At 38.5% G+C, this 19769-nt stretch carries 20 protein-coding genes; 14 read left to right on the top strand and 6 right to left on the bottom strand.

What is annotated here, in order from left to right:
- The 11 genes from anmK (at position 1) to rpiA (ending at position 10476) form a co-directional block, all read left to right on the top strand.
- Positions 1-1146, top strand: coding sequence for an anhydro-N-acetylmuramic acid kinase AnmK (anmK, locus tag ACFX4W_RS28170; RefSeq protein ID WP_162213708.1), 1146 nt, complete (start codon positions 1-3; stop codon positions 1144-1146).
- A gap of 17 nt (positions 1147-1163) precedes the next feature.
- Complete coding sequence (locus ACFX4W_RS28165; protein ID WP_013055725.1) at positions 1164-1499, top strand: PTS lactose/cellobiose transporter subunit IIA; 336 nt, start codon at positions 1164-1166, stop codon at positions 1497-1499.
- The gene (locus ACFX4W_RS28160; protein ID WP_043980046.1) at positions 1496-2584 is read left to right on the top strand and encodes a DUF871 domain-containing protein; all 1089 of its coding nucleotides are present in this window, start codon (positions 1496-1498) and stop codon (positions 2582-2584) included. The genes ACFX4W_RS28165 and ACFX4W_RS28160 overlap by 4 nt, the downstream gene beginning before the upstream one ends.
- Positions 2585-2588: 4 nt before the next feature.
- The gene (locus ACFX4W_RS28155; protein ID WP_162213710.1) at positions 2589-3482 is read left to right on the top strand and encodes a BadF/BadG/BcrA/BcrD ATPase family protein; all 894 of its coding nucleotides are present in this window, start codon (positions 2589-2591) and stop codon (positions 3480-3482) included.
- Between the two features lie 35 nt (positions 3483-3517).
- Entirely contained in the window at positions 3518-4432 is a 915-nt protein-coding gene (gene murQ, locus ACFX4W_RS28150; RefSeq protein ID WP_280559137.1) for an N-acetylmuramic acid 6-phosphate etherase, read from the top strand.
- A 168-nt stretch (positions 4433-4600) separates the two neighbouring features.
- Positions 4601-6619 (top strand): BglG family transcription antiterminator, encoded by a 2019-nt coding sequence (locus ACFX4W_RS28145; RefSeq protein ID WP_377560422.1) that lies wholly within the window; start codon positions 4601-4603, stop codon positions 6617-6619.
- 15 nt (positions 6620-6634) lie between these two features.
- Complete coding sequence (locus ACFX4W_RS28140; RefSeq protein WP_013055730.1) at positions 6635-6910, top strand: PTS sugar transporter subunit IIB; 276 nt, start codon at positions 6635-6637, stop codon at positions 6908-6910.
- A gap of 3 nt (positions 6911-6913) precedes the next feature.
- A complete protein-coding gene (locus ACFX4W_RS28135; protein ID WP_013055731.1) occupies positions 6914-8176 on the top strand; it encodes a PTS ascorbate transporter subunit IIC in 1263 nt (420 codons plus the stop codon).
- A 67-nt stretch (positions 8177-8243) separates the two neighbouring features.
- Positions 8244-9002 carry a carbon-nitrogen hydrolase family protein gene (locus ACFX4W_RS28130; protein ID WP_162213712.1) on the top strand — a complete coding sequence of 253 codons (759 nt, stop codon included), beginning with the start codon at positions 8244-8246 and terminating at the stop codon, positions 9000-9002.
- Between the two features lie 132 nt (positions 9003-9134).
- A complete protein-coding gene (locus tag ACFX4W_RS28125) occupies positions 9135-9725 on the top strand; it encodes a hypothetical protein (protein WP_043980032.1) in 591 nt (196 codons plus the stop codon).
- An 82-nt stretch (positions 9726-9807) separates the two neighbouring features.
- Positions 9808-10476 (top strand): ribose-5-phosphate isomerase RpiA, encoded by a 669-nt coding sequence (gene rpiA, locus ACFX4W_RS28120; protein WP_025749641.1) that lies wholly within the window; start codon positions 9808-9810, stop codon positions 10474-10476.
- Positions 10477-10508: 32 nt separating this feature from the next.
- Here rpiA and ACFX4W_RS28115 read toward each other — a convergent pair whose 3' ends face one another.
- On the bottom strand, positions 10509-11102 hold the full coding sequence (locus ACFX4W_RS28115; RefSeq protein ID WP_280559139.1) for a YdbC family protein: 594 nt from the start codon (positions 11100-11102) through the stop codon (positions 10509-10511).
- Positions 11103-11238: 136 nt separating this feature from the next.
- On the opposite strand from ACFX4W_RS28115, the gene ACFX4W_RS28110 reads away from it, so the two are divergent.
- Positions 11239-13170 (top strand): hypothetical protein, encoded by a 1932-nt coding sequence (locus ACFX4W_RS28110; protein WP_237074578.1) that lies wholly within the window; start codon positions 11239-11241, stop codon positions 13168-13170.
- A gap of 67 nt (positions 13171-13237) precedes the next feature.
- On the opposite strand, the gene ACFX4W_RS28105 is transcribed toward ACFX4W_RS28110, so the two are convergent.
- Together ACFX4W_RS28105 and ACFX4W_RS28100 are read right to left on the bottom strand one after the other, a co-directional pair.
- A complete protein-coding gene (locus tag ACFX4W_RS28105; protein WP_162213714.1) occupies positions 13238-14296 on the bottom strand; it encodes a L,D-transpeptidase family protein in 1059 nt (352 codons plus the stop codon).
- Between the two features lie 566 nt (positions 14297-14862).
- Positions 14863-15537: a class I SAM-dependent methyltransferase gene (locus ACFX4W_RS28100; RefSeq protein WP_280559140.1), complete on the bottom strand. Its 675-nt coding sequence runs from the start codon at positions 15535-15537 to the stop codon at positions 14863-14865.
- A 131-nt stretch (positions 15538-15668) separates the two neighbouring features.
- On the opposite strand from ACFX4W_RS28100, the gene ACFX4W_RS28095 reads away from it, so the two are divergent.
- Positions 15669-16538, top strand: coding sequence for a LysR family transcriptional regulator (locus tag ACFX4W_RS28095; protein WP_043980025.1), 870 nt, complete (start codon positions 15669-15671; stop codon positions 16536-16538).
- A 32-nt stretch (positions 16539-16570) separates the two neighbouring features.
- Entirely contained in the window at positions 16571-16924 is a 354-nt protein-coding gene (locus tag ACFX4W_RS28090; RefSeq protein WP_043980022.1) for a DUF4181 domain-containing protein, read from the top strand.
- A 37-nt stretch (positions 16925-16961) separates the two neighbouring features.
- Here ACFX4W_RS28090 and ACFX4W_RS28085 read toward each other — a convergent pair whose 3' ends face one another.
- From ACFX4W_RS28085 to ACFX4W_RS28075, 3 genes are all read right to left on the bottom strand, one after another.
- Positions 16962-17894 (bottom strand): aldo/keto reductase, encoded by a 933-nt coding sequence (locus ACFX4W_RS28085; protein ID WP_025749635.1) that lies wholly within the window; start codon positions 17892-17894, stop codon positions 16962-16964.
- Between the two features lie 184 nt (positions 17895-18078).
- Positions 18079-18801 carry a suppressor of fused domain protein gene (locus ACFX4W_RS28080; protein ID WP_241771361.1) on the bottom strand — a complete coding sequence of 241 codons (723 nt, stop codon included), beginning with the start codon at positions 18799-18801 and terminating at the stop codon, positions 18079-18081.
- Positions 18802-18942: 141 nt separating this feature from the next.
- Positions 18943-19653: a M50 family metallopeptidase gene (locus tag ACFX4W_RS28075; protein WP_280559141.1), complete on the bottom strand. Its 711-nt coding sequence runs from the start codon at positions 19651-19653 to the stop codon at positions 18943-18945.
- Between the last annotated feature and the right edge of the window lie 116 nt (positions 19654-19769).

Genomic DNA, 19769 nt, shown 5'->3' with positions numbered 1-19769 from the left:
ATGTATGCTGTTGGACTTATGTCAGGAACGTCACTCGACGGAGTTGATGCAGCTCTTGTTCAAATTGAAGGAAGCGGCTATGAAAGTAAAGTTAAGCTTCTTCATTTTATTACCGTGCCGTTTTCACCTCAGTTAAAAAAGGAAATTGAGCAGGCGCTTTCTTTTGAACATTCAAATGTACAGCTGATCTGCAGCTTAAATTTTAAACTTGGCTATGCATTTGCGGATGCAGTGAAAAAAGTGTGCCAAGAAGCCCGCTTTTCTCTTGAACAAATAGATGTTATTGGATCGCATGGTCAAACCATTTACCATCAGCCTTATGCTTCGGGAAGTACAGCGATGTCTACACTCCAAATTGGAGAGCCGGCTGTTATTGCCTATGAAACCAAAACGAAGGTAATAGCAAACTTCAGAGTGATGGACATGGCAGCAGGCGGGCAAGGTGCTCCGTTAGTTCCTCACACGGAACGGATTTTGTACAGCCACGCTGAGCGTACAAGGCTGCTTCAAAACGTTGGAGGTATTGGAAATGTAACGTTGATTCCGCCAAAAAAATCTCCTATACCCGTAGTAGCTTTTGATACGGGGCCGGGAAATATGATGATAGACGAAGCGTGTCAGCAGCTTTTTAATGTTTCATTTGATGAAAATGGGCGTTTAGCAGCTGAAGGAAAGGTTATTTCAGAGCTTTTAGAAGACTGTATGAATCATGATTACATGAAGCTTTCTCCTCCTAAATCGACTGGAAGAGAACTGTTCGGTACACAGTACACAAAGAGACTGCTAGAGAATTATAGTAAACATAAAAAGGAAGATCTGCTAGCTACGATTACTATGTTCACGGCATCATCCATTGTACATCACTATGAAACATTTATTTTTCCTGCCTATTCTATTGACGAAGTGATTATTGGAGGAGGCGGAAGTTATAATAATACGCTGATGAATATGATTAAAGCGCAGATCGGGAAACGCTGCAGCGTGTATACACAAGAAGAAATAGGAATGTCTTCAGAAGCAAAAGAAGCCGTAGCTTTTGCGGTGCTCGCAAATGAAACACTTTCAGGTTATCCAAGCAATGTACCAAGCGCAACCGGCGCCTTGTCTCCTGTAATATTAGGAAACATTACGCCTGTACCACTATAAAAAAGGGGATGGAAGAAATGACAGAAGCAGCAAATATGGAAAATGAAATTTTTGAACTTATTGCATACGGAGGAAATGCCAGATCACTTGCATATGAAGCGTTAGAAGCAGCTGAAGACTATGATTTTAATAAAGCTGACGAACTTTTAAAGCAATCTCAAGAAGAGCTCAGTCATGCTCATAAAACACAAACTGCGCTTATTCAACGTGAATTGAACGGAAAAACAATTGAAAAGTCGCTGCTTTTAATTCACGCACAAGATCATTTAATGACGGCTATTTCAGAGCAAAAATTAATTGAACATATGATTAAGCTTATTAAAAAATTTAAAAAAGAAGGCGAAAATCAATGAAAAAGCTAGGTATTGCGATTTACCCGGAACATTCGACTGTCGAAAAAGATAAAGCGTATATAGCACTTGCGCATCAATACGGATTTACCCGCATTTTTACATGCTTGCTTTCTGTTGAAGGCGATCAGAAAAAAGTAATGGCAAATTTTAAAGAAATTATTGAGTTTGCCAATGAGCTAGAGATGGAAGTAGTAGTGGACATCGCTCCTCGCGTATTTGGAGCGCTTGGCATTTCTTATGATGACTTATCTTTTTTTCACGAATTAGGGGCTTATGCTATTCGTCTTGATCTAGGGTATACGGGAAATGAAGAGTCCATTATGACCTTTAATCCATACGGCTTAAAAATTGAAATTAATATGAGTAATGCGACGAAGTATGTGGATAATATTTTAAGTTACCGACCGAATCGAAAGCAGCTGATCGGGTCGCACAACTTCTATCCTCATCGATATGCGGGGTTGTCGTATGATCACTTTTTGAAGTGTTCAGCATTGTTTAAAGAACATAACCTTGAAACAGCAGCCTTTATTAATTCACCAAGCGCTACTTTTGGACCGTGGCCTGTTACTGAAGGGCTTTGTACGCTTGAAATGCATCGCACGCTTCCGATCGACGTGCAGGCTAAGCATCTTTTTAAAACGGGATTAATTGATTGTGCAATCATTGCGAATGCGTATGCATCAGAAGAAGAGATGAAGGCGCTGCGTGATGTTGTTCAGCAAGAGCGCTTTACTTTTAACGTCACCCTGTATGATACGATTACCGAGCTTGAGAAAAAAATTGTGCTGGAAGAGTTTCATTTTTACCGCGGAGACGTATCTGATTATTTAATTCGCTCTACGCAAAGCCGAGTAAAATATAAAAAAGAAGAATTCAAGCCTACGCATACTCCTTCCATTCGAAGAGGCGATATTTTAATAGAAAATGAGCTCTATGGACAGTACAAAGGAGAGCTGCAAATTGCGCTGTTAGACATGGAGAACTCAGGTAAAACAAACGTAGTAGGACGCATTGCAGAAGAGGAAATTTTTTTACTAAATGAACTGCAGCCATGGGACAAATTTGCTTTTTTTGAGCGGTGATAAAATGGACTATATTATTGGTATCGACGGCGGGGGAACAAAAACAGAAGGCGTTGCGTATAGCTTAGACGGTCAAGAGCTCGCTGCTTCAAAAAGCGGCTATGGAAATTTGCTCATTAATTACAACACGGCTATTACTCATATTGATGAATGTATTACGGCGTGCAAAACTGCGCTTGCTGGTCATACATGTAAAGGCATTTCACTAGGGCTTGCTGGAAGTAAAGCATTATCTAAAGAAGAAATAAAAAGATATTTTTATGATCGTTATCAGGTAGAAGTAGGTTTATATGATGACGCCATGATTGCACATGAAGCACTACTGCATGGAAAAGACGGGATTTTAACCATTGCAGGAACTGGAGCCGTCAGCATTGGGAAAAAAGACGGAGTGTACGAATACGGAGGAGGGTGGGGACACCTTCTTGGAGATGAAGGAAGCGGATATTGGATTGGTCTTCAAGCACTGATATTGCTGACGAAAGAGCATGATCAAAGCCTTCCTTACAGCAGCCTTAGTCAGACAATCTTGCAACATGTAAAAGCAGATACCATACACGATATAAAAAAGTTTGTCTATTCATCTCCTAAATCAGAGGTTGCTTCACTCACTCCGCTTGTTGTAAATCAAGCGAGAAATCATAAACAAGAAGCAAGTGACATTCTTCAACAGGCTGGAAAGAACCTTGCAAACATGACTCTTCATTTATATAAGAAACAGCGGTTTAAAGGGAGCTGCTTGCTGTCATGCAAGGGCAGCATTTTAACGGAAGTTCCAGAAGTGTTTGATGTTTATAAAAAAGCATGTGAAAAAGAAATAAAGCATATCCAGTGGGCAACACAGCGAGTATCATCTGCTAAAGGAGCTTATCAGCTGTTCATGAACGAGTATAAATAGAGAAAAAATGATGGTGGAAAAGGCAGGGGATCACAGTGAACTTAAATCATATCTTAACAGAAAAACGCAATCCGCAAACCTTAAACATTGATGAATTATCAAGTCTGGAAATTGTAAAAAAAATTAATGAAGAAGATCATCAAGTGCCTCAGGCGATCAATAAAGTGCTGCCTGTTATTGCTCTGTTAGTAGATGAAATTGTCAGTGCCTTTAAACAAGGCGGACGTCTTATTTATATCGGAGCAGGTACAAGCGGGCGGCTAGGTGTATTAGATGCATCTGAATGTGTACCAACATTCGGTACACCTGCCGAACAGGTAATTGGGATTATAGCCGGGGGAGACAAAGCGCTCCGTCATGCGTTAGAAGGAGCAGAAGATAATAAGAAACAAGCGATAGAAGATTTGAAAGCGATTAATTTATCAAATAAAGATATTCTTGTAGGTATAGCTGCAAGCGGAAGAACTCCTTATACACTCTCAGCGCTTACGTATGCAAACAGCCTGGGAGCAGTAACGGGCTGTGTTGTAAATTCTCCTCAATCACCTATGGAACAAGAAGCAAAATATGCAATAGTAGCAGAATCAGGGCCGGAAGTTGTAACAGGTTCAACAAGAATGAAAGCCGGAACTGCCCAAAAGCTTGTTCTTAATATGATGACGACCGCTTCGATGATTCAAATTGGTAAAGTCTACAGCAATCTAATGGTAGACGTACAGCCGACTAATGATAAACTCGTACAGCGTGCTAAAAATATTATTGCGGAACTAACAGGCGTCTCACCAGAGGAGGCAGCGGAAAGTTTACAAACATACAAAACGCCAAAAGCCGCCATTCTTGCGCTTCTTACTTCTACAGAAGGTGATGAGGTGCATCGGCTGCTTGATAAACATGACGGACATTTAAAAAAAGCCATCGGAGAAGCAATGGAACAGCCGACTAAAGATTAACTCTTAAAAGAAGTGCATACAGCACTTCTTTTTTTGTTGAGTACATTTTTTGCACAATGTATGTGGGTGAATTCGGTCTAATCATTTTGTGAGACCCGTAGTATAGTAAAAGCATAAAGAATAGTAAGTATTTCAATTTGTGCACGAATTGGACTGAAGGTGATTCATTTGTTAGACAAACGCAGTACGGCCGTATTGCAGGTTTTGCTTCAAGCCGCAACATTTATATCAGTACAAGAGTTAATGAAGCAGTTTCAAGTGTCAAGGCGTACTATCTATTATGATATTGAGAAAATTAACGATTGGCTGTGTCAGCAAGAATTAGAGTTTGTTCAGTACACATATGGGAAAGGCTTTTTTCTAAACGATCAAGCAAAGGACCAAGTTGCTAAACAATTTTCTCATGTTATGCCATCTGCTTACTTATCAGTTGAGGACCGGCAAATATACGTTGCTTTGATGTGTATACTTCGAGGCGGGAAAATCGGAACTCAGCAGCTCATGGATGAAACAGAAGTTAGTCGCAACACTGTCTTACAAGATATTAAAGACTTAAAAAACAAGTGGGCAAAGAAAGGCATATCTTTGACATATAGCTATAAAGATGGGTACGAAGTAAAAGGATCTGAAAGCGACATTCGAAATTTGCTTTATATACACATCACAGAATTATTAAGTCAACATCAAGAAGAGTTGTTGAAAAGGGTCATGAAAGCAGATTACGAATATTCAATGATTTATAACTGGCTTGTAGAGTGTGAAGATAAACTGGGAATGGCGTTTACAGACAAGATGCTGACGCAATTAGCCTATATGCTCACGTTCTGTATTCAGCGTATTGGAGGCAAGCGCTATGTAGACGCCTTGATTACTAGAAAAGACGAATTAGAAAAAACCAGGCAGTACAAAGCGCTCCAAGAAATTGAAAGCGTTTTAGGATTTGATTTTCCACCTCAAGAAAAACATTATCTGGCCACGGTTTTACTAAGTGCAAAAGTAAATGTAGTAAATCAAGCAGATAGTGATGATTGGATGAGAAGCATTGTAAAAGAAATGGTATCACGGTTTCAAGCATATGCTTGTGTGGTATTTGAAGATCGAAATCGTCTTGAACAAAATTTATATATTCATTTGAAGACGGCTTATTACAGGCTTCTCTATAATATTCACCTCCCTAACCCTATGCTTTCGGCTATTCAAATAAAGTATCAGGATATAGTAGAACTGACAAAAAAAGCGTTGCTTCCTTTGGAAAACAGCCTTCAAACACGTATTAATGAAGACGAAATTTCTTATTTTGCTCTTCATTTCGGAGGATGGATGAAAAAACAAGAGGGAAGGCAAAAACAAAAGCGTATTGTTATTGTTTGTGCCAATGGAATTGGAACGTCCCGTATGCTTCAGTATCAGCTTGAACAACTGTTAACAGATGCTGAATTGATAGGGCCAATGACGGTAAGAGATTATGAGCAGTTTAAAGAAACCTATGATTTAGTTATTACAACTACGCCATTAAAAAAGCGAATGAATGTGATGCTTGTGAATCCTATTTTAACGGATGATGAAAAGCAGCGGTTAATCGACTTAGTTGAACCAGCTTCTTCTCAGCTAACCACTCAAGCCATCATGGGTATTATTAAGCAGCATGCAAATATTCAGGATGAACCAGCTCTGTTAGCTAATTTAAAACTAGTAATACAGCAATCTAAAAAAATGGTAAGAGAGGATAAAAAGCCAATGTTGCATGAAGTATTGCAAGAGCCATTCTTGCAGCTTACAGATTCAGCAGACGATTGGAAATCAGCTGTTAGGCTGGCTGCCAAGCCTTTGTTGAACTATGAATATATTGAACCTTCTTATGTAGAAGCAATGATCAAAAGTGTAGAACAGTTAGGCCCTTATATTGTTATTGCGCCAAAAGTTGCGCTCCCTCACGCAAGGCCGGAACAAGGTGTAAATCGTGTGGGTATGAGCATGCTTCGTTTAAAGGAGCCGGTCTATTTTTCTACTGAAAAACAGCACGGAGCGCAGCTTATTATCGTACTTGCTGCTACTGATAATGAAACCCACTTAAAAGCATTGTCACAGCTTTCAATGATGCTATCTGAAAACGATAATATTGATAAGCTTATTGCTATGAATACAAAACAAGAAATGCTTGCATTAATTGAAGCTTACTCAAATTAAAAGGAGAGATAAAAAATGAAAAAGATTTTAGTTGTATGCGGAAACGGTTTAGGAAGCAGTTTTATTGTGGAAATGAATGTAAAGAAAATTTTAGTAGAGCTTGGTGTTGAAGCACAGGTATCTCATACGGATTTAACAACTAGTAAAACGGAGCAGGCAGATATCTATTTAGGATCTGCAGATATTGTAAATCAATTGGATGATGGCACTCGCACGGTCGTGGCATTGCAAAACATTTTAAATCAAGCGGAAATTAAAGGAGCACTGCAAAAATACTTCGTGGAGGCGTAAGCCATGTTTGATTTAATTATGAAAGATATATTAGGAACACCCGCTATTCTAGTAGGGTTGTTTGCACTAATCGGTTTGTTGCTTCAAAAGAAAAAAAGTGCAGATATTGTATCAGGTACCTTAAAAACAATTATGGGTTTTCTTATATTAGGAGCGGGAGCTAATATATTAATTGCTTCACTTGAAGCGTTTGGAAAAATGTTTAATAAAGCGTTTTCCGTTGAAGGCATCATTCCTAATAATGAAGCAATTGTAGCTGTAGCTCAACAAACGTTTGGTACAGAAACAGCGATGATTATGCTTTTAGGTATGATTGTAAATATCATTATCGCGCGCATCACGAAATTTAAGTATATCTTTTTAACCGGGCATCACACCATGTTTATGGCTTGTTTGATTGCAGCAATTTTATCTACCGGCGGGTTAACGGGAGCACCTTTGGTTTTGATCGGTGCACTATTATTAGGTATTTTAATGGTTTTATTTCCTGCACTGCTTCAGCCGTATGTGCGTGAAATCACAGGGTCAAACGATATTGCCGTTGGTCATTTTGGTTCCTTAGGCTATTTAGTAGCAGGGTTTATCGGCAAGCGAGTAGGAAATCGCGAAAAAACAACAGAAGAAATTAAAGTTCCTCAATCCTTAGGATTTCTTCGGGATACATCCGTTTCTGTCTCACTGACCATGACCGTTTTATTTATTGTTGTTGCACTTTTTGCAGGTCCTGCATTTATCGAAACAAAATTAAGCGGGGGTCAAAATTTTATTGTGTACTCGCTAATTCAAGCAATCACTTTTGCAGCAGGAGTATATGTCGTGCTGGCGGGTGTTCGTATGCTTTTAGCAGAAATTGTACCAGCATTTAAAGGAATTGCTGACAAAGCGGTACCAAATGCCATTCCAGCTCTAGATTGTCCAACTGTGTTTCCGTTTGCTCCTAACGCAGTGGTCATTGGATTCTTTTCAAGCTTTATCGCAGGTCTCATTTCAATGTTCTTTTTGCCTCTATTTGGTCTAAGTATTATCGTGCCAGGCCTCGTTCCGCACTTTTTTACGGGAGCAGCTGCCGGAGTATTTGGAAATGCGACGGGGGGAAGAAGAGGAGCAGTGGTCGGGTCATTTGCCAATGGAATCTTAATTAGTTTTTTACCGGCTATTTTACTGCCTGTTCTCGCGTCGTTAGGTTTTAAAGGCACAACATTTGGAGATTCGGACTTTAGTGCGGTAGGTATTCTTCTTAGCATGCTAATTAAATTATTTACGTAAAGATAAAAAACTCATGTTACGCTAGTAGCATGAGTTTTTTATGATATTGGAAACGGAGGAGCAATGAATGAAAATTGGGTTAGCTCAAGTGAGATTTCCAAAGTCAGCCGCAGAGGGCATAGAAACGGTAGAAAATTATATGAAACAAGCAGCAGAAGAAGGGTGTAACCTTGCATGTTTTCCAGAATCAATTGTGCCGGGACTTAGAGGAGTGGGTTTTGAAGTTGAGACATACAATCACGAAATTCAACAAAATACGCTTTATAGAGTTAAGTTGCTTGCCAAACAGTTAAAGCTCAACGTAATTTTACCACTGGAGTGGCGCGACGAACTTGGTATGCATTTAACTGCTTTTGTAATTGATGAAAATGGAAAAGAATTAGGGTATCAAACTAAAAATCAAATTGATCCAGCAGAAGATCAATTTGGTTATAAGCCTGGAAATGGCCGCCAGTTGTTTGAAATAAACGGCGTGAAATTCGGTATTGTCATTTGCCATGAGGGATGGCGCTATCCTGAAACTGTCCGATGGGCTGCTATAAGAGGAGCAAGCATTGTGTTTCATCCACAGTTTACTGGTGAAGTACCAGATCCGAAGTTTTATGATTATGCAATGATTGCAAGAAGTACGGAGAATGGTATTTACTTTGCAAGCGTGAATTATGCCTTAGAGAACCAAAAAAGCACAACTTCTCTTCTTTCTCCAAAGGGTGAATGTTTGATAAAAGCGAAAGCTGAAAAGCAAGAACTACTAACGTATACGCTAGAGCCCGGTGAGGCTAACCGGCTGTTAGCTCAGCGTCTGTTATCAAATTTACTATTGTAAAAAAGTTTATTTTCTCTAGTTAAATTAGCATGTGCGCTCATATAACCCTTTGGTTATTTCTCCTTATGACGATATAAACGTCAATATGGTATTATCAAAAGCTAAAGGGGTATTAAAAGGTGTGTGGAAACAATGGATCGAAAAAAAGTCGCATCAGTAGCCGGAGCATTGGTTATTGCCGTAGGAATTTGGCTATTTCAAAGCGGGAAATTTAAAAGTGAAGCGCAGGCAGATAAGTTTACGAGTACATTTTTGGTCGATCATGAACAAACAGACAATGGATTTGAATTATTTACTTCGGATACCAATCAATATAGGATGTGGTTTCCGCTTCAGTATGTTATTCATAAATCTTCTTATAAAAGCAGTGAAGATGAAAGTGAAGTATGGACAGCATCAACGAAGGAAAATGATTCATACAATGCTGGGAAAATAACGGCTTTATTTTCTAAGAAAAAAAGCAAAGCAGCTCAAAATAAAATAGATGCGTTTCAGCCTGATTACATGTTAAAAGGTAAAAATGCAACGATTTATGTGAAAAAACAAACAAGAGATGGAAAGCATAGCATTTACCATGCTTATGTGAATGATGATTATTCAGACAAGTATATTTACTATACGTTTGAACTAAAAAGCAGCGAACAGACAAACAGTACAAAACAGCAGTATTGGGTAGAAAAAATTCTTCTAAATACACAGTTTCAAAAAAACTCAGCTGAGTAGTCAGCTGAGTTTTTACGTAAGGGTTCATAATACTTTTCCTTTTTTATGTAAACGGGTACAATATGAGTAAGGAGGCCTTTGTATGATTGAAAAACAAGCAGTTGGTGAAAAAGCAGCACAATTTGTTGAAGATGGAATGATTGTAGGGCTAGGGACAGGTTCAACAGCTTATTATACAATTGTAAAACTAGGTGAACGAGTAAAAAATGGATTACACATCAAAGCGGTTCCTACTTCTCAAAAAACAGAAGAGCTGGCAAGGAAACTAGGTATTCCCATTGTTACCTTAGCAGATGTTGAATATATTGATATAGCAATTGACGGAGCAGATGAAGTAGATAGCGAACTTTCTTTAATTAAAGGAGGAGGAGGCGCGCTGCTTCGAGAAAAAATGATTGCGTACGCAGCGAAGCGGTTTATCGTGATTGCAGATTCTAAGAAAATAGTGAAGACGCTAGGAGCTTTTCCTCTTCCTGTTGAAGTTATACGTTTTGGCTGGGAAATGACGGCGAAGCACATTCGCAGTGCAGGTTGTGTACCGCAGCTTAGGCTTTTAGATGATCATACGCCGTTTATCACCGATAACGGAAATTACATTCTAGACTGCCATTTTTCAGAAATTGAAAATCCTGCTGAGTTGGAAAAACAGCTGATAAGGATCCCAGGCGTAGTAGAAAGCGGTTTGTTTGTAGGAATGACGGAGGAAGTCATTACCGTACAAAACCAAGATGTTCATATCATAAAAAAATAGAAGCTTTGGCGTCGGGCCTAGGCTTCTATTTTTTAATTGGAAAGAACGTTCCAATTTTTCTCTAATTGATATATGTATTGAGACGCGTTCAGTACATTTGGATGAACGAAAGTATCAATTGTTTTTTGCGGACAAGCAGATCCGTATAATGAAAAAATGATAAGCTTGCTATGCTCGATTGGTGATACAACGTGAGATAAACAGCGATAAGAAGGATTTATCAAGCTTTTTACCATCTCATGGATATCTTCTTTGTCGTAAAAATCGACTTCAATTTCCGTCTTTACTAAATAACGGCTTTCAATGGCGCTGCTTCGATAATAATTGTAGCGTGCTCCTATGAAGTAGGACGGATCTGATGTTGAAACGTCCAAATTCGTATATGTTTGATCCTGCTTGCTTTTATAAAAAATAGAATCATGAGTATGCTTCATGAATTCTTGATAAGTTGTTCCATCTTCCCACAGAGCTAGAATACAAGTATCTGTTTCATCTTCCACGTTCCAACCCCCTAATTGGCCAATGAAACCATTCACGTGTGCAAGAGCAGCCCAATGCTGTTGCGTATATGAAAAAGATGCTTTTTTATCAGTCGGTATGCTGCATTTCACAATTTTTGTCAACATTCTCCCATCACCTCAATTAATTACTTCGATAAATGAAGGGAAAATCCTTCTAAAAAGAGGAAAATCATAGACATATCCCCCCTTTAAAAGCCATACATTTCAAATAGGACAATGTTAGGGAAAGAAGGGGAAATGAATGAAAGTTTTTCGTGCAAAAGCCTGTCAATCTCCTATGCGAAAAGGCTGGTCAATTATGTTTCAGCATCCGTTTAAAAAAGATGAAAGAGGAAGATCGCACCCGTTTGTTAAACGGTTTATGTATACAGAGCAACACGATGAAATTGACATTCTGGTTGAAGAGATGAATGAACTGCTGAGAGTGCAGGATTTTTGGACAAGTACTGCAAAAGGAAGAGCAAAAGCAAGATATGATGAACGAGTAGTGAATGCTTTTTATAACGATATTGAAAAAAGAACGAGCGAACAAATTGACAGCGAGTATGAGTACATTCATGTAATCGGAGAACAAGGAAGCGGCAAAACAGCCTTAATCCGCCAGCTTCTTGGTATAAAAAAGGAATGTGGCTTTCTAGGAATAGGCAGTAAAGGCGCTTATTCTGCTACGTATAAGGTTAAGGATTCCCAACATTATGAAGCTTCCGTCTCTTTTTTTACGCGAAGCGAAGTGCAAAGGAAATTGGAGAATATCCTACTAAGAAGCGCTGAAGTGTATGCTGAAGGAGGCACAGATTATGACTTGGTCTTTGAATTATTACACGGAGATGCCTCTTTTAATCTGCGCGCTCTTTTGGGAGATATCCCATACAAAGCCCGTTATTTTAATGATGATGTTCCTTTAAGAATGAGTGATGAAAATAGTTCATTCAAACAATTTGTAGATGCAATTAAACGAGAAAGTGAAATAGTAAAAGACGCTGTTGATCAAGAAGGAAGAGATTTTGCAGAGGGATGGCACAAGCGGCTTGAATGCAGGAAAATCACCGAGCAAATGCTTCTGGCAATTGAATCCCGGTTGAAAGAATACAAGGAAGGAACATGGGAAATAGGAGAAGACGACTGGCCAATATCCTGCCGTCTCACAGCAAAAGAGCTGTCTTCTCTTGGTCCGTTAACAAATGAAGAAGAAGAAAATAACGGACTTCTTATTTATCCATTGTTTCGTAGAATTGAAGTTTGCGGCCCTTTTTCTTTTAAAAAAGGAGTAGCGATTTGCGAGCATGCGTGTTTTGAATATACGAGCACCATCCACGATTCTTTTAAACAAGCAGCTTCTATTTTATACGTACATCATGGGCTTAAAGAATTAGATATTCAATTTCTTCAACAGCTCATCGTACATGGTCACGGTGCTAAGCTAAACGTTTGTGTCACACACGGAGATTTGCTGACCTCTCCAAGCTGCCATACGGATTATGCTAAAAAACATGCCATGGCTAAAATGATAGATTATGCGCTTAAAAACGTTTCACCTCTTATGAAAAAGCAGCTTCACTACTATTTAACAGTAGGGAATACGACTATTTTAGAATGTGTACACGAGGAATTCAAAGAGAGTCACCTTCTGTATAAAGACTTAAAGGCAGCTTTAGTATCAGAAACGAGAAAAAAGCAGCAAGAGCTGCATCCTATTTATTTAAACTTGACTGTCTCTCAGGCTTTTTATGAAGCGATGGAGTCGCTGAACATTCCTTATATGGATAGAGAAACATGTTTGAACATTTCCTTAGGAGAGCATGAAGGGCCGGTGCCAGTCATTGCGTCCGCTTTTATTTCATCTGTCTACGAGCATTTTCTAAGCCAGCCGTCTGGGTGGTCAAGTACCTATCATTCGGTCACCGACCGACAGCAGGTTATTCAAGAACTGGCAGGTGAGTTCGCAACCGTCGTTTATTCCTATTTCAACGAACAGCTGCTTGAAAAATCCCGTAATGACTGGCTCGCTCTTTATAAACAAAAAGAAGACGATCAAGCCTACAAATATAGCAGACTGATAGAAAACGTAATTCCTGCCAAAAATGATATCTATCAGCAGCAAAATCTTATGAGAACGGTTTATCAGCTGATTAAGTATGTCGTAGAAAAGAAAGACGGCGTACTGGTTCATTAAGGGGTCAAGGCGCGATGTAAAAAAAGCGGTTTATCAATAAAAAAACAGAGCCTGAAATCAGGCTCTATTAGCGTTTGGAAATAGCAGTTAAAGTATTAGGTCCGGCAATGCCGTCCACTGCTAGCTTATTGTCTTTTTGAAAATTACGTACAGCAGCTTCCGTATTGGCACCGAAGATACCGTCCGTACCTTTTGTATTATAGCCAATCGCTGTTAATTTCTTTTGAAGAGCTTGAACATTGCTGCCTTTGCTTCCTTTTTTCAGCGTTTGTTTTGTGTTAATTGTTGTATCTGCTGGTGGATTTGTTGGCTTTGGATTTGTCGGGTTTGTTGGTGTCGTCGGGTTCGCTCCTGAACTTCCTAAAGCTTTATATGTTGATGGGCCAACAATGCCGTCAGCCGTTAAGCCGTGGTCTTTTTGGAACTTACGAACAGCGGAATCTGTATTGGCACCGAACACACCGTCCGTACCTTGTGTATTATAGCCAAGTGAAGTTAGTTTCTGCTGAAGTTCTTTAACTGCATTTCCTTTACTGCCTTTCTTTAAAACAGTTCCTGTAGAAGGAGCTGGAGTAGAACCTGAGTTTCCAGAAACGTTGTACCCGTTTGCTGCTGCAATGTCGTTAAATGATTTAGAAGAAGTTGTAATCACAACCGGTGTACCGACGGTCACTTTACTAAATAACCATGCGACTTCTTCATCGTACATACGAACACATCCGCTGCTTACATATTTGCCGATGGAAGCAGGATTGTTATTTCCGTGAATAGCATACGTCGTGCCGTATGTACCTCTCGCATTTAGACCTAGCCAGCGATTGCCAAGAGGGTTTCTAGGGTCTCCACCAGGAATGTTCCCTGAGTAATAAGGGCGATTGACAATTTTATTTACTACTTTGAAATGGCCTTCTGGTGTAAGAGACTGCGTGCGTCCTGTTGCTACTGAAAACGTTCGGACAAGTGAACCATTTTGATAATAAGCGAGTTTGTTTGTCGCTTTGTTAATGATAATTAAATGAGATGGTGTTGAAGCAGCTTCTGTTTTTGGAACTCCTACAAACAAGCAGGCTAGAGCTAAAATAGCCGCTATGAGTACGATAGTTGTTCTTGATATTCTATTTGCCATGTGCTGCGCCTCCTTAGGCTGCATTAATGAAAAACGTATGCTTCGGGCGGTGCTATAAATTCTTCACTAATAAAATAAAAGACGAATAGCTGCATTTTCTATACCTGTATGTATGGGCTTAATAAGGAAATCATTAAGTAGAAAGACTTTACTAGCGGGAATTTATAATAATAAGAATAACTAAGTTTTTCTTGATGCTTTGTACAATTTTAGGAATATAAGTTTACTAATCTAGCGGATTCATATTTAAATAAGCATCACACCCTTTCCAGTTCTTCATTTTCGTGTAAAGAAATGAAAGCGTTATACAGATTGTTTTGTAATCATATTGTAACATAGTTGTATTTTTTATACCATAAAAAGACATAAAATAGTATAAAAATACTTTATATGGGTTTTATGTACAAAAAATTCAAAAGTTAAGGAGAACGAAGCTATTATTAGATATACGAAACTGGAAAAGAAGTATGCGTAGTTTTGTGGAAATAGATAAATATTCTTATTCGAATATAGGGAGAGAGAGAGTAAAAAAACTACTTGCAAAGAGACAAGTAGTTTTTAAACCGTTATTTTTGAGCATACATTACAACAAAATTAAAAAATTTATAAATGCAATCCACTGCGCTGAACCCGCTTGCTGTTAACCAATTTAACTGATCATGTAGGGTTGCCATTTTATCTAACTTCGTACGTTCATGAGCAGCCTCAATTTGCTCATGAGTTAATCCGCTTGCGGCAATTCGTTCGCTCCAATCTTTTTTATATAACTCTTCAATAATAGAAGAATGGCCTAATACTTGATCGGCATTAATAAATATTCCTCCTGTATGCAGCAAATCATAAATTTGTTCATACAGCTTGTGTTTTTGTTTGTCTTCTAAATGATGGATAGCAAGTGAAGAAATCACAATGTCAAATGAGTGCTCAAATTTGTAGCTTGTTATATCTGATACGATAAATTCTATATGCTGTTCATTTTTAAAGCGTTCCCTTGCTTTTTCAAGCATTTGATCTGAGACGTCAATCAACGTGAAATGCGCATCTGGGTACTTTTCTTTAACAAAAGAAGAAAACAAGCCTGTACCTGCTCCGATATCAAGTATGCGAAGCGGCTTTTTTGAAAAGTGAAGAAGCGAAACGGGAATAGAATAAAAATCAAAAAAACAAGGAATGAGTTTGCGGCGCTGCTCATCATACTGAGAAGCATGAGCATTAAATTTTTCTTTAACGTTATTTTTCATTTTTACAGCTCCTTTATTTGGTAATATTGAGATACATATATCGTATAGAAGTTTGATAGAAAAGAAAATAAACAAAAATAAGCAGTATTGATTCCAGTTTGTTATGAATAGAAAGAGATGGAGAGAAGAAAATGGAGATCAAATGGCTAAAAACATTCATTGTAGCGGCTTCTTATGAAAATTTCAGACAAGCGTCTGAAGATTTATTTTTAACGCAGCCTGCTGTATCAAAGCATATTCAGCGACTGCAGCAAGAATTAGGAGATGAGCTTTTTGAAAAAAAAGGTAAATATATCGCGCTGACTGAGGCAGGACGCTTTTTTTTGCCTCATGCTCAAAAAATGGTGAGAGCATATGAGGAAGGAGTAGGGGATTTTAAGCTATGGAAGCAAGGATATAACCGAAAGTTGACTATATCCGCTGCTCCTCAAATAGCAGCATCAGTTTTGCCGAGTCTAATCAAACAATTTGTAGAGAGATATCCCCATATTGAAGTCACGGTTAATATCACAAATTCGTTTCAAGTGGGAAAAGACATCAGCGACAGAAAATCAGATGTTGGATTAACAAGGATGCTTCCGGGTCAGGCAGACGTTTTTTATGAGTTAATTCATAAAGAAAAAGCAGTCTTAGTCGCCCCGTTTTCTGTAGGAGCACGTACGGAACAGGAGCTGTTATCTTCCTACCGGCTGCTTACGAATAATCATCCTGTTTATTGGGAAGATTTACTCCTTCAACTCAAGGCTTGTTATCCTCACATTCAGCTGCTTCCTGTGACGCAAGTAGAAATTACAAAGCGCTTTATTGAAGAAGGTTTAGGCGTATCTTATTTGCCATTTTCTATGGTGAAAAAGGAAGTTGAAAATCAAACGTTAAGCGTAATTTCACAGCAAAAAATTATTCGGCCTTCTTCACACACGTATATCGTAACAAAAGGCGAAACAGAAGAAATAAAGCAGTTTAAGCACTTTGTAGCTGAGATCTTAACAGAAACGAGCTGAAATGATACCATAAAAAGGAAGGAGAGATGACGATGTATATATTAATCATGCTAGTAGGAGCAGCAGTCGTAGTAGATTTTATTTTAGGAAAAGTGCTTGATAGACCTCGCAGCAAATTTTGGGGAAAATATGAGTATGAAAGTCTAGCTTTAGAACGTTGGGACAAATATGTGATGGTAGCTTTTGTTCTTTTTCTCATATTGGATATGATTTTTATGGTTGTAGAGCCTTATATCGTATCTTTCCTATTCTTAATCGTGAATATTTTGCTGAAAAGTATAGATGAATGGAAATATAAACAAGAAACAAAAGAATACGTAACAAGCTTTGTACAGATGGGATTCTTCTTTACGGCTTTTGTTCTATTAGCCAGCGGAATTGTATAGAAAAAAGAGCTTTACCTATGGCAAAGCTCTTTTTATATTATTTAAAAATATGATCAATGTCTTTAATTTCGGAAGAAGTGAGCTGAACATCTAATGTTTTTAAGTTATCAAGTACTTGTTCAGCGCGTTTTGCCCCTGGAATTAACACATCAATTGAATCACGCGTTAAGTACCAAGCCAGAACAAGATGAGCTACTTCTACGCCTTTTGCGCTAGAGATTTGACGAAGACGCTCTACTTTTTCTAGGTTTTGCTGAAATGCTTCCCCGATAAAATGAGGCATATCTTCGCGCAGGTCATTAAACTTTGTGTTTTTATCGTATTTCCCAGCAAGTAAACCAGCAGCTAGCGGGAAGTACGGAATAAATGAAATGCGGTTTGCAGCCGTATAAGGTAAAATATCGTTTTCTGCTTCTCGCTGAATTAAGTTATATTGGCCTTGCACCACGTCTACATAACCATCTTTATTTGCTTCTTTTAACTGATCTAACGAGAAGTTTGATACGCCAATAGAACGGATCTTACCTTCATCTTTTAATTCTTTTAACGCACCAACCGCTTCGTCTTTTGGTGTGTTTTTGTCTGGGAAATGAATATAATACAAATCGATATAATCTGTTTGAAGGCGTTTTAAGCTATCTTCAACTGACTGTTTTAAAAACGCAGGAGAGTTGTCTAGCAGTACCTCATCTCCAACAATTTTATGTGCTCCTTTTGTGGCGATAACCGCTTCTTCACGATTTCCACGTTCTTTTAGCACTTCGCCAATTAGTTCTTCAGAACGTTTTGGACCATAAATGAACGCTGTATCAAGGAGGTTTATGCCATTATCTAGCGCCTTATGAACAAGGTCTTTGCCGACTTCTTCGTTTAGGTTAGGATATAAGTTATGTCCTCCTACAGCGTTTGTTCCAAGTCCAATAGGATTAACATATAATTCGGATTTTCCAATCTGTACTTTTTCTGCCATGTCTAACGTCCATCTCCTTTTTTATATCTTCTTTTTTACTATAGCAAAATATACCATGAATCAAAAATAGTACGCTCATATGAAAAGCAGCTTTAAAAAAGTATGTGAACTTGAGTTACATGTAAATAAGGAGTATATTCTACAGGGCTCTATTTCAATAGAAGAAATAAAAAAAGAACCTCTTTTAAATAAGAGACTCTCTTTTAGTCATGGTAATATGATAACTTTTTGACAGCTGAAATGTTTCAGCAAGCTGCCTGCGTCCTTGCGCTCCTTGTTCGCGTACATACTCTAATTCGTTTGGTGTAAGAAGCTTCATGCTAATCAGTTTAATAGATTCGTAAGGTAAAGAGAGGCTAGCTGAAACAGAAGGAGACTGAACGCCTAGCAATACACCAATTTCTCCATTTTCATTTACAAAATGAGACGGTACGTCCAAATCAGTAAATTCAATTGAAAGAATATCGTGCTTCATGAATAGTTCTAGCATATTAGGATGAGCGGCAGCATTTTGACTCATTTGATAAAGAAGGTCAAATGCCCAGTGATCCTGGATATCAGATACAGGTCCGCGCAGAGATTCATCATCGCATTCGATATAGAATTCTAAACCTTTTCCTTGCTTTCGGCTCTTTTCTTCGGGGGATTGAAACGGATCGGACAAGCCGTCACTTGCGAGAATAACCGTCTCTGTTTTTTGAACACGAATAAATGTTTGACGTCCAGATGGCCAAGCAGGCCCGCCAAAAAACATGGGATTTAACAAATGAGTTAATACGTCTCCGTCTACATGTCCAATTGTGTTCCAGTAGTCTTTTCTTTTTGAGATTGATTCCTCAAGAACACGCTCTACTTCTTTTTCATGCTTCTTTTGCTTCCACTTTAAAAATAATGACAAGTATCCCACACCTCTTTACGACTTCATAGTACCCAATATATACCTCATTAAGGGAACTCGTAAACCATTATTTAGTGCATAAAAGTAAATTATTCCTTTAAATTATAAAATCCCCAAATTTTTCTTAAGAAAAATTTGGGGATTTTGTCTTTAATAAATCAGTTGAAAAATCAAATAAGCCACATACACGGCCTGTGCGAAAAATAAAAAACCCCAAAAGCGTGCTGAAAGATGGGTAAGCTGCTTTAAACTCGTAGCGTCACCTGCATCGTGTGGATATTTGATGCTTAACACAAAAATAATAAAGGCAGAAAATAGAGATTCTACAAGTAACAGCGCACCAACAAACATCATGCTGTAGCGCGTAAGCTGTGGGTCTTGTAAATAATAAATACCTCCGAGGATCAAACCGATAGAAAAAAGCCATACAATTCCGTATCCGTTACGTACCCAAAGCAGTAAATTAATAACAACAACACTTCCTAACCCATAAAAAAGCCAGTCGTAGTGATGGTGAACGAGCAGGTAGAAAAACAAATAAGCCATTGCTGAGCTGGACGGGTAGCCGGCTAAAGCAATAATGACGCGCGGCAGCCATCCACGGGATCCCGCGTAGGTGGCAGTCACAGCTACGCCTTCATTATTGGTATACAGCTCAATGCGATTGACGCCTTTTCCGACAATAAGCCCCATTAACGCGTGGCCATCTTCATGAAACATCGTATTTAAATTTGAAAAATAACGTCCAATATGCCGAAGCAGCTGATTAATGCTAGGAGCAAATGAACCTATAAATGGAATGCCTCTTGTTAGCACAAAAGCTAATAAAATAAATAAGAAAAGCGTAGTAGATTGTTCCATCGCGATAGTCCTTTTCGTAAAATGATATGTTTCTACTTTACTCGCAAACGTGCTAAAAGGGAAATAAAACGGCTAGTTTCTCTAGGAAAAGAGAAGCTGGGAAATTTACATAATAT

This window comes from Priestia sp. YIM B13489 (genome assembly GCF_042787645.1).
In the GTDB taxonomy this organism is placed as follows: Bacteria; Bacillota; Bacilli; order Bacillales; family Bacillaceae_H; genus Priestia; species Priestia megaterium.
Note: the sequence above shows the minus strand (reverse complement) of the source record. Positions and strands in the feature narration are given on the sequence as shown.

Coding starts and splice junctions, on each gene's coding strand:
- anmK (WP_162213708.1), top strand. CDS start 1: ATGTATGCTGTTGGACTTATGTCAGGAACGTCACTCGACGGAGTTGAT.
- ACFX4W_RS28165 (WP_013055725.1), top strand. CDS start 1,164: ATGACAGAAGCAGCAAATATGGAAAATGAAATTTTTGAACTTATTGCA.
- ACFX4W_RS28160 (WP_043980046.1), top strand. CDS start 1,496: ATGAAAAAGCTAGGTATTGCGATTTACCCGGAACATTCGACTGTCGAA.
- ACFX4W_RS28155 (WP_162213710.1), top strand. CDS start 2,589: ATGGACTATATTATTGGTATCGACGGCGGGGGAACAAAAACAGAAGGC.
- ACFX4W_RS28140 (WP_013055730.1), top strand. CDS start 6,635: ATGAAAAAGATTTTAGTTGTATGCGGAAACGGTTTAGGAAGCAGTTTT.
- ACFX4W_RS28135 (WP_013055731.1), top strand. CDS start 6,914: ATGTTTGATTTAATTATGAAAGATATATTAGGAACACCCGCTATTCTA.
- ACFX4W_RS28130 (WP_162213712.1), top strand. CDS start 8,244: ATGAAAATTGGGTTAGCTCAAGTGAGATTTCCAAAGTCAGCCGCAGAG.
- ACFX4W_RS28125 (WP_043980032.1), top strand. CDS start 9,135: ATGGATCGAAAAAAAGTCGCATCAGTAGCCGGAGCATTGGTTATTGCC.
- rpiA (WP_025749641.1), top strand. CDS start 9,808: ATGATTGAAAAACAAGCAGTTGGTGAAAAAGCAGCACAATTTGTTGAA.
- ACFX4W_RS28115 (WP_280559139.1), bottom strand. CDS start 11,102: ATGTTGACAAAAATTGTGAAATGCAGCATACCGACTGATAAAAAAGCA.
- ACFX4W_RS28110 (WP_237074578.1), top strand. CDS start 11,239: ATGAAAGTTTTTCGTGCAAAAGCCTGTCAATCTCCTATGCGAAAAGGC.
- ACFX4W_RS28105 (WP_162213714.1), bottom strand. CDS start 14,296: ATGGCAAATAGAATATCAAGAACAACTATCGTACTCATAGCGGCTATT.
- ACFX4W_RS28100 (WP_280559140.1), bottom strand. CDS start 15,537: ATGAAAAATAACGTTAAAGAAAAATTTAATGCTCATGCTTCTCAGTAT.
- ACFX4W_RS28095 (WP_043980025.1), top strand. CDS start 15,669: ATGGAGATCAAATGGCTAAAAACATTCATTGTAGCGGCTTCTTATGAA.
- ACFX4W_RS28090 (WP_043980022.1), top strand. CDS start 16,571: ATGTATATATTAATCATGCTAGTAGGAGCAGCAGTCGTAGTAGATTTT.
- ACFX4W_RS28085 (WP_025749635.1), bottom strand. CDS start 17,894: ATGGCAGAAAAAGTACAGATTGGAAAATCCGAATTATATGTTAATCCT.
- ACFX4W_RS28075 (WP_280559141.1), bottom strand. CDS start 19,653: ATGGAACAATCTACTACGCTTTTCTTATTTATTTTATTAGCTTTTGTG.